Genomic DNA, 14,347 nt, shown 5'->3' on the forward strand with positions numbered 1-14,347 from the left:
TTTCAAGATTAGATATAAAGTGAATTCGTTGCATGAATATTTGATTTTTCAGACCTTTAATCGTCTATTTCATAAGTAAAAAAACGTAAATGGTAAGATTTCTACAGCTTGGAGCTAAAACCAAAAAAGTAGATGCCTCGGCATATTACGTTCGACTACTGATTGGACTGTTTTTTGGAATAATTCAACTTCTTTCGAATCAGGTGACCGCCCAAGTTGCGATTCCTATTCCGAGAGAAGGATTTCCCTATTGTCAGCCATTTACGGGAAATGGACCTTTTGATTACACCATATTGGGTGGTGAAATTAGAATTCCTGGAAGCCAAGGATTGCCAGAAAATCCAACGCCAAATGAAATTCTTCAACCGTTTTCAGCTAATCCTACAGGCTCATCACTACAATTGACTCCCTATGAATATTGGCATTCAGGCTATGCCATTGTGGATATTCCTTTTTCATCACAATTTGGTATCAAAACTTCCTTTGAATATTTTTCATATGGACCTATTGACCAGCGATTTAATGCTGATGGGATCAGTTTTTTTATGTTTGATGCAGATCAACCTTTAAGTTTAGGTTATTTGGGAGGTTCATTGGCATATGCCCCATCAATTGATACTAGTGATGGTTCGATTTTGCAACCCGGAATTTCCGGTGGATATGTTGGAATTGGGTTTGATGAATGGGGGAATTTCGGAGTTGGAACAGCAGGAGAACCAATTGCAAATTGGGATCCGCGGATTGAAAATAGCATCACTGTTAGGGGACCTCAGAGTTTGGATTATGATGTTTATGAAAGATATGTCACGAAACCAATAACGGTTTCGAACAATCCCTATCTGCCTCCACCGCCTTTGGACTTGGATCCAACAAAGTGGTTTACAATTGACCATACAGGAACTACAAGACCAGATAATTGCAATACTCCAGGTTATCGAAAAGTATTTATTGAATTAATTCCAAGTGGATCAGGATACCAAATCAAAATTGACATGTTAGTCAATACTACCCTAAATGGGTTGCAATTGGTCTCATTTCCTTTGATAAATTACCCTTTTCCTGCACCAGAAAGGTTGAAAATCGGGTTTGCTGGAAGTACAGGTTATGGTAGAAATAATCATGAAATCAGAAATGTAAAAGTAAACGTTTCCAGCATTGATGCTCTCCTTCTTCCCTTGGTTTCTGACCAAGATAAAGTGGTTTGTACAGGAGAGGATTTAGAGTTCGAATTTCCAGTTGAGCTTCAAACTGGCGATGATGCATTTATCACATGTATCCAATTGTTTCAAAATTCCCCAGGAGCTCCAGACAATACCTTTCCAAATGAGCCACAGGATTGTTCTTTTGATTTATCAAACTGTTCAAGAGAGTGTAATTTAAATGAACCTGTTCCAGTTTTTGATGGAAATGGAAAATTATTAGGGACTTTCTATGCAGATCTAGAACCCCTTGATACAGAGAATTTTGAAGAATTAAGAAATAAAGCAACTATTAGATTTGAGCCGGCTCCAGATTTTGTAGGTGAAGCTACTGTTTATTACAATGTAACAGATAACTATGGCCTTACCTCACAGCCTGGTCAGATTACGGTTGTGGCCAACCCATATCCCGAAAAAATACAGGATGCCAGCATAGAAAATCCATCCTGCGATGGTCAGCAAGATGGTAGAATCTATGATCTAATTGTAGGAGATTTGGTCAATGGCTTTGAATATGAATGGTTCTATAAAGGTAATTCAATAGGTCAAAGTGGGGCTACAGTGAGTCCTCTGGTTAACGGAGAAGCTACATTTGAGTTAATAGGAGTCAATCTAGGCACTTATACCTTGCAGGTTTGGAACCCTTCTGATACCCAAAATGGTGGCTGTTATGAAGAAGTGGAGGTCGTTGTAGATCAAGAAAATGGAACTCCTGTCGAATTGGAAGTGCCAGATAAAACTATCTGCGAGGGTGAAGATGTTTCATTTTTACCACTTATTGATGCTTCGAATAATCCCAATAATGTACAAGCGAGTTTTTTATGGTATCAAAATGCAGATAGGACTGGAGGTGCACTAGTAAATAATTCCACTGTTACGATTGGTGGAAATCCGGTCGAAGTTTCAATATCTTCAAGTGGAGAACTTACCCTGTCTGGTCTCAAAAATACCGGTGGTGCAACTTCTTACAGTTTTTATGTTGAGGCAGCTAGTCAATCTCAATCTGGCGGAAACTTCTGTCCTTATATCAACGATGTTTTGACAGTAGCCACAGTCGTGGTTAATCCACCATTGGGATTTACTGTTTCTCATACGGATGATTGGTGTTCACAGGGAGTTGGGGAAATAGTTGGAACCATTTCAGGAGCAAATGATATCACTTATTTCCTTTTAGATGCAACTGATGCTGAAATAGCCTCAAATACTTCTGGAGTATTTTCAGGTTTAACCGTCGGTGATTATCAGATATATGGAGTTTCTGCAGTACTCGGTTGTAGTTCCCCTGTTGAAGAAATAACAGTTGAAGGGCCGCAAGAAGTAATCTCAATTACTCCTAATTCAGTGGTCAACGCCTTTTGCGAGCTTCCTAATGGTCAAATTGAATTCTCGATAACAGGAGGAAATTTACCTTATCAAAGTGTTGAAATAAATGGAGCGGATACACCAGTTACTTCAGATGGAAATTATATTGTCTCAGGTTTAGAAGCTGCTACCTATACGATCCTAGCAACGGATGCAAGAGGTTGTGAAACTAGTATTTCAATAGAGGTTCCTGGTGATACTCCTTCTAATTTCACTACCCTTGGTTCAGAGGTTTGTGAAGGCCAAACAGGAACCGCCGAGATTGCTACTCAAGACCCTTCATCAGGAACGCCTATTTTTCAATGGTATTATCAAGATGATGCAGGAGCCTATCAATTGATTAGTGATGGTCAAACTATTGGAAATGTTAGCTATCAAATCAGTCCGACACATCAACTTTCTGTCACTGGACTTTCAGCCAATTCTGATCCTTATATTTACTATTTATTGGTGTCGGGAGATAGGATTTGTGATCAGGGATATATTCCCACCGAAATAAAAATCACTCCTGGACCCGAGATGGGAGCCCCTATAGTGACTGAAGCTTGTTTTGGGGAATCTAACGGCTCAATTCAGGCCCAAATTCCAGGGAATAATTATGCTGATTTTGAATTTAGCATTACTGGAGGAAACGGAGTATTTGTTGATTATTCCAAAAATGATGGTTTGTTTGAAAACCTTCCGGCTGGAAACTATGAATTAAGCATTCGAAGCGCTTTGGGGTGTGTTACTACTTTGGAAGATGTAAAGGTTCTTGAGCCAAACGAGGCGATCAATTTGACAGGATTCAGTATTGAAAGAGCCTCCTGCGATTTGCCAAATGGAAATATCAAAGACATCCAGATTTCTGGTGGATGGGGTAATTATTCTGTGGAATGGAGAAAAGGAGCAATTGATGGTGAAATTCTATCTGGAAATGCCACCGGGATCAGTGATTTATTTCCAGATACCTATTATCTAATAGTGACTGATGATAAGGGCTGTTTGGCAACATTTGATTTTGAAGTAGGTGAACTTTCTGATCCAGTCTATGAAATTGTTCCTCCGATAGATGTTTGTTTGGGAGAGCAGGTTGAAATTAGACCTATTCATTTGGCTCCTGATCCTAATTTACCTCCTGCAGCATTTACTGAGGTTTATTGGTATAAAAATTCAGGTCAGAGCGGATTAATTTCCAATGGACCTGATTCATCCATGCCAGAGGTTATTTATACCATTGATGATTCAGATTGGTTAAATCCACTTCTTCAAATAGATGGTTTGCCAGCCGGCACTTATACTTATTTCTTCTTTGTAGAATGTACCAAACAAGAAATCGAGGTAGAGATTAATGTATTTGCTACCCCAGAGATTGAATTGGAAACAAGTTTAGTCTCTTGTTTTGGAGGAATGGACGGAAAAGTAAGCGTTCTCTCGGGTTCTTTAGATGAATATATGTATAGTGTAGATTCAGGTACTCCTGTTTCTCTGAATGAATTTGAGGCGATGACATTTGCAGCAGGTAATTACGATTTGGAAGTTATCACACCTGCAGGATGCCCTCAGGTTTTAACATTTACTATAGAGGGTCCTGAATCGGAATTGGCGGTAAGTCCACTAGCTGGAATCGATCCAGGCTGTGGAGCATTGAATGGAAAATTGGAAGGTACTGTATCTGGAGGTTGGGCGCCTTATACAATCCAGGTGATTAAAGATGGTGCACTACTTCAAACCATTGATAATTCTGATGGTAAATTATCCCTGAACGGACTTGCTTCTGGGGTTTACTCTCTTGCAATTGAGGATGCACAAGGATGTCAGATTGTCTCAGAAGAAATTGAACTGATTGATGGACCATCTCAGGTTTTGGTGGAAGATCTTCAGATATGCGAAGGTCAATCCTTGGTGTTTGTTCCATCCATAGACCCTGCTGCTCCAAATGCTACTTTTGAGTGGTATTTTGACATTGCAACCACCCAGCCAATAGCCTCAAATTCAGCTCCTAATACGAATGGAGTAACCTATGAAATAAATTCTCAAACAGGTGAATTGACTGTCTCTGGCCTTCCAGAATCTTCTACACCATATAGCTATTATGTAACTGCTGTAGGTGATGACGTTTGCCCAGGTTTTATAGCCGAAGCGAAGGGGATGGTTTATGGGACTCCATCTGCAACTTATACCAAGATTGATGAAGTTTGTTTTGAGGACGGAGGAACTATTGAAGTGACTGCAACGGGTGGTTCTGGTAATTATACATTTATCTTGGATGGTCAAATCTCTCAAGACAACGGTTTGTTTGAAAATGTGCCGAAAGGGATTCATTCAGTGACTATTCAGACTCCTGAAACTTGTGAAGTTCAATTGGACAACATTGAGATTTTTGGTCCAGATTCCCCTCTTCAAGGAGAAATTACTGATATCTTAAGCCCAACCTGTGAAATGGCAAATGGGGCTGTTAGTTTATCAATCAGTGGAGGAGTTCCTGGGTATGCAGTGGAAGTATTTAAGGATGGTGTCAGTCAAGGGATAGAAACGGTAGACCCAGATGGAAATGTAGTTGTTTCAGGAATTGGTCAAGGAGAATATGTTTTTGAAATAATTGATGATTTGGGATGTAGAATTCCATTATCGGAACCCCTTAATTTGGTAGAAGTACCAACGGAGATAAGTGTGGATGATCAATTGATTTGTGAAGGAGAGGATGCAAATTTGACTCCGTCTGTTCCAAGTAATGTCAATTCTCCATTATTTACATGGTATTTTGATGAAGATTTGAATAGCCCGATTCAAAGCGGAACAAACAATGGAATAACTTATAGTATCAGTTCTTCAGGGGAATTGACTGTTTCAGGTTTACCTTCCTCAGAACAACCTTATGAATATTACGTGATGGTCGAAGGTGTAGGAATTTGTGGGGTAACTCCAGAGTTAGTCCAAGTCACAGTAGCACCATATCCAAACCTAAGGGTGTCTAACCCATCTATCGTGTGTGATCCAGAAGGCACAGTAGACTTAACAAACTATATTGAAGGATATAATCCTGAAGTTTATGATTATGATATTGTTAGCCCTACTGGAAATGCTTTATTAGGAAATGACTTGAATGCGGTCGATGAGTCAGGAAATTATATTGTAAGTACTTCCAGAAAAGGGACTGAATGTTGGACAGCACCTCAAAGGATTCTAGTGAGAATTGCAAGTGAAAAACTAGTGTCGGATTTTGAATACCACGCTGATCAAGGTGGAGGAGTCATCATATCAAATGGTGATATTCAAATTTTGGAAAATGTTGAATTCCAAGATTTGTCTACTGGTGATGTTTTGATTTGGGAGTGGGATTTTGGGGATGGACAAACTAGCAATGAACAGAATCCAATTCATATTTATAAGGATAAAGGACTTTATACAGTTACTTTAACCACCACTGATAGTATTGGTTGCCAGAGTGTTTATACTATTCAGGTTGAAGCCAAAGATGATTTTTTATTGATGGTGCCAAATGCATTTACTCCTGATGGAAACAAGAATCAGTATTTCAGACCAGAACATAGAGGGATAGTAGGAATTGATTTTTATGTGTTCAATACCTGGGGAGAATTGATTTATCATACTGATCAATTAGAAGATTTGGGATGGGATGGTACTCTTAATGGGAAACAGGCACCAAATGGAAATTATGTTTATAAAATCACTTATGAGACTAGATCAGGAAATAAACTTGATAAGTCAGGAGTGTTTGTTTTAATTCGTTAGATGATTATTGCTGAAATAGGACAAGCCCATGATGGAAGCTTGGGGAATGCACATGCATTCATTGATGCACTTGCTACGACTGGAGTAGATGCAATCAAATTTCAAACTCATATTGCAGAGGCTGAATCTTCACAATTCGAGCCTTTTAGAGTTAAATTTTCGAAACAAGATTCCACTCGTTATGATTATTGGAAACGAATGGAGTTCAGTGCTGATCAATGGATAGGGATTAAAGAACATTGTGATGCGGTGGGGTTGGAATTTATTTCTTCTCCATTTAGTAATGCTGCCGTGGATTTGTTGGAAAATCTAGGGGTTTCACAGTATAAAATTGGTTCTGGAGAAGTTGGTAATTTTTTGATGTTGGAAAAAATTGCCAAAACCGGAAAACCTATTATCCTAAGCTCTGGAATGAGTTCATTTGAAGAACTGGATCATACTTTTGAATTTTTGAAGCCATTTGGAAACTCTCTAAGCATCCTTCAATGTACGACTGCCTACCCTACTCAACCTGCTCAATGGGGTTTGAATGTCATGGATGAGCTGAAAAATAGATATCAGGTGCCGGTTGGGTTTTCAGACCACAGTGGAGATATTTTTGCCTGCTTGGCTGCTGCAAGTTTGGGAGCTGAGATTTTCGAATTCCATGTAGTCTTTGATAAGCGACAGTTTGGACCTGATAGTCCTGCTAGTATTTCGATAGATCAGACATCTCTCCTTTGTAAGGGGATCAGAGATATTCAATTGGCTTTGCAAAGCCCTATCCGAAAATCTGATAATGAAAAATATTCAGAACTGAAGGTGATGTTTGGCAAATCTTTGTCTGTAAACAAAGTTCTTCCAGCGGGTCACATTCTGGAATTGAGTGATTTAGAGGCAAAAAAACCAGGAGATAAAGGAATTCCAGCCAAGGATTATCAACAAGTTGTTGGGAAAAAATTAATAAAAGGTCTTGACAAGTGGGATTTTTTGAATGTTGAAGACCTAGAAAAATTATGACAAAAAGAAAAATATGCGTGGTTATTACTGCTCGCCCTTCTTATTCCAGGATAAAGACTGCGCTAAAAGCTATTGATGACCACCCCGAATTAGAATTGCAATTGGTCGTTGCGGCTTCGGCTTTATTGGATCGATATGGCAATGCAGTCAATAATATTGAAAAAGACGGATTTGAAATCACTGCAAAAGTATTCAATGTCCTAGAAGGTGAGAATCTTACAGCAGCTGCTAAAACTACCGGTATCGGTATTTTGGAGCTTTCTACGGTATTCAATAATCTGAATCCTGATATTGTGGTGACAGTTGCTGACCGATTTGAAACCATGGCAACTGCAATTTCGGCTAGTTATATGAATATTCCTCTGGCTCACATTCAAGGAGGGGAGGTTACCGGAAACATTGATGAAAAAGTCCGGCATGCAATAACCAAGCTATCAGATTTTCATTTTGTAGCTTCCGAAGATGCCCACCAACGAGTGATCCGATTAGGGGAGAATTCCGAATTTGTTTTTAATACGGGTTGTCCAAGTATTGATTTGGCAGATGAAGTCAGTCAAGACCCAGTTTTGGATTTTGATCCTATCAAAAAATATGGAGGGGTAGGTAGTGAGCCAAATCTTGAAAATGGATATTGGGTAGTAATGCAGCACCCAGTTACTACAGAAGTTGGTAATTCCCGGTTTCACATAGAAGAAACTTTGCATGCTATGTACGGCATCGATGAACCGGTATTTTGGTTTTGGCCTAATGTAGATGCAGGAGCCGATGGTACAAGTACCGGTATTCGTTCTTTTCGCGAAACTCATAAACTGGACAATTTCCATTTTTTCAAGAACATGGAGCCTCAAGATTTTCTTAAACTATTGGCAAACAGTAAAGGCCTGATAGGAAACAGCTCTGTAGGAATTAGGGAATGTGCCTATTTAGGTGTTCCTGTAGTCAATATAGGTTCTAGACAAAATAGCAGGCAGAGGGGGAATAATGTCATTGATGTTGACTATTCCCGTGAAGAAATTACCTCTGCTTTAAAAACGATTTCAAATTCAAAAAGACCACTACCATCTATGATATATGGAAGCGGAGATGCAGGACAGAAAATAGCTGATCATTTAAGCAAAGTCCCATTGATTTTTCATAAGACCATTACTTTTTGATGAAGATTTTAGGACTGATTCCAGCAAGAGGTGGTTCAAAGGGAGTTCCAGGCAAAAATATAAAGTCCTTAGGTGGTAAGCCGCTATTGGCCTATACTGCGGAGACTGCACTTGGGTCAAAATATATCGCTAAAACAATTTTAAGTACGGACGATTCCGATATCGCTTCGACTGGAAAAATGCTTGGTCTGGAAGTTCCATTTATGAGACCAGCCGAGCTGGCTATGGACCAAACACCTACTTTGCCTGTAATCATCCATGCGCTTGAATACTATCGAGAAATGGGTGAGGACTTTGATGCAGTATGTTTACTTCAGGCTACCTCACCATTCCGAGCCTCAGGGATCTTGGATATGGCGATTGAGAAATTTAAGAATTCTAAGGCTGATTCTTTGGTTTCGGTCTTGGAGGTTCCAGACCATTATAATCCTCATTGGACATTTTTTGAAGAGGGGAGTGGCTATTTGCAAATTGCAACTGGAGAAAAAGAATTAATCACAAGAAGACAGGCTTTGCCAAAAGCATATTTCAGAGATGGGAGTATTTATTTGACGAAGGCATCTGTGATTTTAAATGGTTCATTATACGGGGAGAAAATGTCATTCCTAAAAAATGATCCTGCTTTTTATATTAATATTGATACCCAGGAAGATTGGATAAAAGCTGAAAATTGGCTCAGGGAAAATCAGGATAAATTATAAGATATGTGCGGAATAGCCGGGATGGTTGGCTCGAGAAGTCAAAAGTCTGTTGTTGGTGAAATGTGTGAGTCCTTTGCTCATAGAGGCCCGGACAATACAGGGCTTTGGGAGGATTCTAATTATTGTGTTTTAGGTCACAAGCGTTTGAGCATAATTGATCTTTCCTCAGATGGAAATCAACCTTTTCTATCCAGAAGTGGTAGGTATTCTTTGGTTTTCAATGGGGAAATTTACAACTATATCGAGTTAAAAAAGGAGTTGGGAGGAATGCCTTTCCGCTCTGATTCTGACACAGAAGTACTTTTATATTCTTTTGAAAAAAATGGTCAAGATTTCCTTCAGGATCTAAATGGGATGTTTGCCTTCTCCATTTGGGATATTAAAGAAAAGAAACTCTTTGCTGCTAGAGATCGATTTGGAGTAAAGCCATTTTATTATGCCATAAAAGAGGGGCAGTTTTATTTTGCTTCTGAAATCCCGAGTCTGTTTGAGGCTGGAATTCCAAGAAGGCCTAATGAAAAAGTGTGGGCTTCGTATTTCACATCCGGTAAGTATTCTGTTGGTAAGGAAACCTTTTGGGAAGGAATTTATTCTTTGGAACCCGGACATTCCTTAGAGTTTCAAAATGGTAAATTGAAGGTTTGGAAGTGGTATGATTTCGAAAAAGCAGTTTTTGAGGAATCTCACCACCTTCTTGAGAATCCGAAAGAATATCTGAAAGAGTTATTGTTAGACTCTACGAGGTTGAGATTTCGTGCCGATGTCCCTGTAGGATTCAATTTAAGTGGAGGTTTGGATTCCAGTATGTTGTTTTCGTTGATTAACAGTCAGTTCGGGGATGATTCCAATATTGAAGCTTTTACATTTTATACTGGTGATGATAGATATGATGAAATTGAATATGTGAAAAGCCTTTTGGAAGGCTCCAATTTTAAATTAAATCCAGTTTTGCTGAGTCCACAGGAAGTTCCAGATTTGGCTCTCCAAATGGCCAAGCAACAAATGGAACCGTATGGTGGTCTCCCAACGATAGCTTATTCAAAGTTGTTCAAGGTGGCCAGAGAAAAAGGTTTTAAAGTGTTGTTGGATGGACAAGGAGCAGATGAATCATGGGCAGGCTATGATTATTATTTTAAGGATACCAATTTCACAATTCAAGGAGTGAAGTCTTCTCCTTTTAGACCCCAAGTTTTGACTCGGGATTTCAGAGAACTCAAGGACCCTCAATCTGAACCTCAGCCATTCGATAATAGATTACAGAATCTTCAATACCGAGATTTGTTTCAAACCAAATTGCAAAGAGCTCTCAGATTTTCTGATCGAGTTTCCATGCAATTTAGTACTGAGCTCAGGGAACCTTTTCTCGACTATAGATTAGTTGAGAAAGTTTTCTCACTACCCACAGAGATGAAGATTCAAGGGAATACCCAGAAATGGCTTTTTCGGGAAATAGCTAATGATTTTCTGAAAAATGATATCCGTTTGGCTCCAAAAAGACCTTTGCAAACTCCTCAAAGGGAATGGTTGGGTCTGGAATTAAAAGAGTGGGTATTAGACCAAGTTAAGTCCTTGTCTGGTACAGGCTGGTTTGATAAAAATGAAATAGACAAAGAATTGGATCTCTATATGAAAGGAGATAAAGATAGTAGTTTCCATATCTGGCAATGGGTAAACACAGCTCTGATTTTTTCCTGAAATAAAAACGCAATAAATAATTTTTAACATTGTCGTTTGTTTGTAACTTAAAGGATGTCATTCGGTTAGGTTGACATCCTTTCTTTTTTATGGTCTTCCCTATTGCTAAGAAGGGATTTGAAGTTAATTTTTTTACAAACTATTATGAAGTATAAATTCCATATTAAAAATCTTTCTTTTGATTTAGAAGTAGAGAAATTAGAGGATGTAGCAGGGAAATTAGAGGGTAAAATTGCCAGTGTGATTGCTTCCGAAATCGGCACAAATGAGGAACTGAATAGGGAGATTGACTCTATTGCCTCTACTTCAAAAAGCTTTATTACCTTAGAAGAGTTTGATTATGACTGGGAAAAAGCCGTCCAATATACTCAAAACTCTGATGTTTCTATTTTGCTATTGCAGGATGGAAAAAAATATCGGATTAAGGAATATTCCAGACAAAAGTTAAAAAAGAACCTATTTGTCGTAGCAAGAAATAATGCAGAATTGGTTTTTGGTGTTGATTATTACGATCAATGGGATGACGAAAGTAAAATCAAGCAGGATAAATATTTATTTGATTTAGGAACTTGGAATTCTCAGGTAGCTTTTGTCAATATCGATTTAACTGGTGCTGTAAATGTAAACGAAGTCCAACCATTCTTTAGATGTATATTTATAAATTCTACAGAGGTGGGACAGACTGGTATAATTGCTCTGATCAATTCCAAAACCAATATGGAATTTGGTTTGCTTTATTCGGGAAGTGATGAGGATCCATTAACAGTTATTCAAAAGGATGTTTCTTTCAAAGGAATATTTTGGCAAGAATTAAAAGCCAATAATGGAGGAGGAATCCAATTAGTGATGGAAGATTGCAACTTGGAGCAGGTTGATCCACCCGTTTATTTTGAAAAAAAACTGATATTTTCTCCAGACTCTGTTCAGTTGGAAAATGGAAGTTTCAATCAAATTGAAAACCTATTTCAGGGTTTTGGGAATAGCTCCAATATTATTTTTGTTGAAGGAATGACTTTTTTATTGCCTCCAACTACTTATTATAAAAACTACCATAATAGATATAACCAAGATACTGTTGAAAGGGCAAATCATGATAGTTTTCACTTAATTCGACATATACCCAAGAGAGGAGAGAAATTTTTGATGTCAAGGAGTTATACAGATAATGGGGATTTAAAAGCTGATATGTTGAGGAATGTCATTAATTGGGAAAGGTTAGGCTTACCTCCCCAAAAAAACATTGTCAGAGAACTTCAAGCAGGAGATAGAATTTCTATCAATGGAGAGCTATATACGATTAAAGTCAAAGATAGATTGGTTGGGGTTAACTTTGCGTCGGAATATAGGTTGAATGGTCAAGATTCCTATTATACCAATGAATTCAAATTGGATCGGGATCTTCCATCTTCGATACCAAAAGTTGTAGAGGTTGAAATTATTGAAAGTAGAGGAGAGCAATTGCTTGACAAGCAACCTAGAAATGGTTATTTAATTTTCAAATACAATAAAAATTGGCAAACCAATACAGAAATCGATCATGGTTTGGATTATATGCTGGCATCAAATCCATTTGGTGTTTTGTCATACAACCATGTTGAAATTTCCATTTGGGCTAAAAATGTAAAACATCAAGGATTTTATAGGCAGTCCAAATCTGGAAAAGGTTATTCTAAAGGCTATACTTTGATAAATTGCACTGGATTTAATGATCAATTTGCACCAAAAGTTCCAGTCTCTGATCATGGGGAGATGCCATCCGAAGCTTCTGATTTTTTAACTTTTTTAGATCAATTCATTTTATCCAAGATCAATGTATAAATGGTTTTATGTTGTTTGAAATGAGATATATTTTATTCTAATTATCCGCAATCTTGCCAGTATAATCAGGAATTGGCTAAATAGTAGCTGTGAAGGACCAGTCTTTCAAGCTTCAGTGATCCGTCATTGGACATTCGTCCCTGATAAAAAAAGAAAATTTGGCTAGTAGTGCAAAAGCGGAAATACATACATTTTATTCATAAATTTAAAGATGTCCTTTCTCAAAGTATTTTTATTGTCTGAATTGATAAATCACCATAAATAAAATGGAGTTTAGGGGTGAATTTTGTAAAGCCTTTTGATTGGAGAGGGGATTACCCGCTTTAAATTGGTATGCATTAAAAAAATAAAGGATTTTGATCCTTACTATTGAAATCCGATTTCAAGTTTATTTCATTTTTCTACCTTTGGTAGATTAAAAATTTATTGGATGATTTTGTCATATGTTGCTGTATTCTTGATTTTTCTACTGCTAGGATTAGTTTACTATCGCTTGGCTGTAAAATTTGGGATATTTGACACCCCAAATCAAAGAAGTTCTCATACAAAAGCGACAGTTAGAGGAGGAGGGATTTTATTCCCATTTGCGGTTATTTTATGGTGGTTGATTTTTGATTTTCAAAACACCTGGATGTTGATTGGAATGCTTTGGATTTCGTCCATAAGTATGTTGGATGATATTTATTCCTTATCCAGAAAATTGAGGTTTGGAATTCAGTTTTTAGCATTGACTATGGCATTCTATGATCTGGATGTTTTTCAAATGATAGACTGGTATTATTTGCCAATATTTTATTTCATTGGTTTGGGTGTGATAAACGCCGTAAACTTTATGGATGGAATCAATGGAATGACAGGTGTCTATGGATTGGTTTTCTTTTCAAGCTTATTAGCCGTCAATCAATATATGCCTTATTTCCAAAATGAACTTCTTCATTATGAAATTTTGGCGATTTGCGTTTTCCTATTTTTCAATTTTAGGAAGAAGGCAATTATGTTTGCTGGTGACATTGGCAGTATTTCCATAGCCTATTTGATGATTTATTTTTTGACCAAATGGTACATTACTGTAGGAAATTGGACCATCATATTGTTTTTGGCAGTTTATGGCGTAGATGTTTTTATTACCATTGTTCAAAGGATACAGAATGGGGAAAAGGTGACAGAACCTCATAGGACACATTTATACCAGAGGTTGGTCAATCAAACAAAAATTCCTCATGTAATCGTGTCTGTGGTTTATGCAATACTTCAATTTGGAATAAATTTAGGTTTCTTCATTTTACCAAAAGGATACCCAGAGCCAAGAACGGCATTCGCCTTTTTAATTATTCTTGGATTGATTTATCTAATGATTAAGAGGAGATTTCAATCAATTGAAAAAACTGTAGAATAATTCAATTTATTTATAGAAATCAATCAAAAACCTTCTCAAAATAAATCGAGCTCTTATTTTTAGATCCTTTTGAATCAACTTCTAATGCATATTTAGACTCCAATGAATAGGGGAAAAGCAAACTCAGGTAATCGGGTGTTTTGATGGACAAATTGGGAACCCTGTGAATTTGATGATTCCCTATGATTTAGATGGAAGAAAGTGTTCCGAGAATTGGGCTTCAAAACCAAAAAATGCTTCTTGAGAAATAGTTGAATTACCGTAAATAAAAAAAGGCTTCCGGACCCC

7 protein-coding genes are annotated in these 14,347 nt (G+C 37.6%); all 7 read left to right on the top strand.

All coding sequences use genetic code 11. The annotated features are described in order from the left end of the window. The first annotated feature begins 89 nt into the window (after positions 1-89). The 7 genes from O0V13_RS10990 to O0V13_RS11020 all read left to right on the top strand — a co-directional run bounded on the left by O0V13_RS10990 (position 90) and on the right by O0V13_RS11020 (position 14,059). Complete coding sequence (locus O0V13_RS10990) at positions 90-6,296, top strand: PKD domain-containing protein (protein WP_268035014.1); 6,207 nt, start codon at positions 90-92, stop codon at positions 6,294-6,296. Continuing rightward, positions 6,297-7,295: an N-acetylneuraminate synthase family protein gene (locus O0V13_RS10995; RefSeq protein WP_268035015.1), complete on the top strand. Its 999-nt coding sequence runs from the start codon at positions 6,297-6,299 to the stop codon at positions 7,293-7,295. Next, complete coding sequence (gene neuC / locus O0V13_RS11000; RefSeq protein ID WP_268035016.1) at positions 7,292-8,449, top strand: UDP-N-acetylglucosamine 2-epimerase; 1,158 nt, start codon at positions 7,292-7,294, stop codon at positions 8,447-8,449. The genes O0V13_RS10995 and neuC overlap by 4 nt, the downstream gene beginning before the upstream one ends. After that, on the top strand, positions 8,449-9,150 hold the full coding sequence (locus O0V13_RS11005; protein WP_268035026.1) for an acylneuraminate cytidylyltransferase family protein: 702 nt from the start codon (positions 8,449-8,451) through the stop codon (positions 9,148-9,150). The genes neuC and O0V13_RS11005 overlap by 1 nt, the downstream gene beginning before the upstream one ends. Positions 9,151-9,153: 3 nt before the next feature. Continuing rightward, entirely contained in the window at positions 9,154-10,845 is a 1,692-nt protein-coding gene (gene asnB, locus O0V13_RS11010; protein ID WP_268035017.1) for an asparagine synthase (glutamine-hydrolyzing), read from the top strand. Between the two features lie 144 nt (positions 10,846-10,989). Next, positions 10,990-12,663, top strand: a complete 1,674-nt coding sequence (locus O0V13_RS11015) for a hypothetical protein (RefSeq protein WP_268035018.1) — start codon at positions 10,990-10,992, stop codon at positions 12,661-12,663. A 430-nt stretch (positions 12,664-13,093) separates the two neighbouring features. Then, positions 13,094-14,059 carry an MraY family glycosyltransferase gene (locus tag O0V13_RS11020; RefSeq protein ID WP_268035019.1) on the top strand — a complete coding sequence of 322 codons (966 nt, stop codon included), beginning with the start codon at positions 13,094-13,096 and terminating at the stop codon, positions 14,057-14,059. Positions 14,060-14,347 lie beyond the last annotated feature (288 nt).

Source organism: Algoriphagus sp. PAP.12 (assembly GCF_026652115.1).
In the GTDB taxonomy this organism is placed as follows: Bacteria; Bacteroidota; Bacteroidia; order Cytophagales; family Cyclobacteriaceae; genus Algoriphagus.

Excerpts from the sequence above, each read along its gene's own strand:
- O0V13_RS10990 (WP_268035014.1), top strand. The coding sequence starts at position 90 with ATGGTAAGATTTCTACAGCTTGGAGCTAAAACCAAAAAAGTAGATGCC.
- O0V13_RS10995 (WP_268035015.1), top strand. The coding sequence starts at position 6,297 with ATGATTATTGCTGAAATAGGACAAGCCCATGATGGAAGCTTGGGGAAT.
- neuC (WP_268035016.1), top strand. The coding sequence starts at position 7,292 with ATGACAAAAAGAAAAATATGCGTGGTTATTACTGCTCGCCCTTCTTAT.
- O0V13_RS11005 (WP_268035026.1), top strand. The coding sequence starts at position 8,449 with ATGAAGATTTTAGGACTGATTCCAGCAAGAGGTGGTTCAAAGGGAGTT.
- asnB (WP_268035017.1), top strand. The coding sequence starts at position 9,154 with ATGTGCGGAATAGCCGGGATGGTTGGCTCGAGAAGTCAAAAGTCTGTT.
- O0V13_RS11015 (WP_268035018.1), top strand. The coding sequence starts at position 10,990 with ATGAAGTATAAATTCCATATTAAAAATCTTTCTTTTGATTTAGAAGTA.
- O0V13_RS11020 (WP_268035019.1), top strand. The coding sequence starts at position 13,094 with ATGATTTTGTCATATGTTGCTGTATTCTTGATTTTTCTACTGCTAGGA.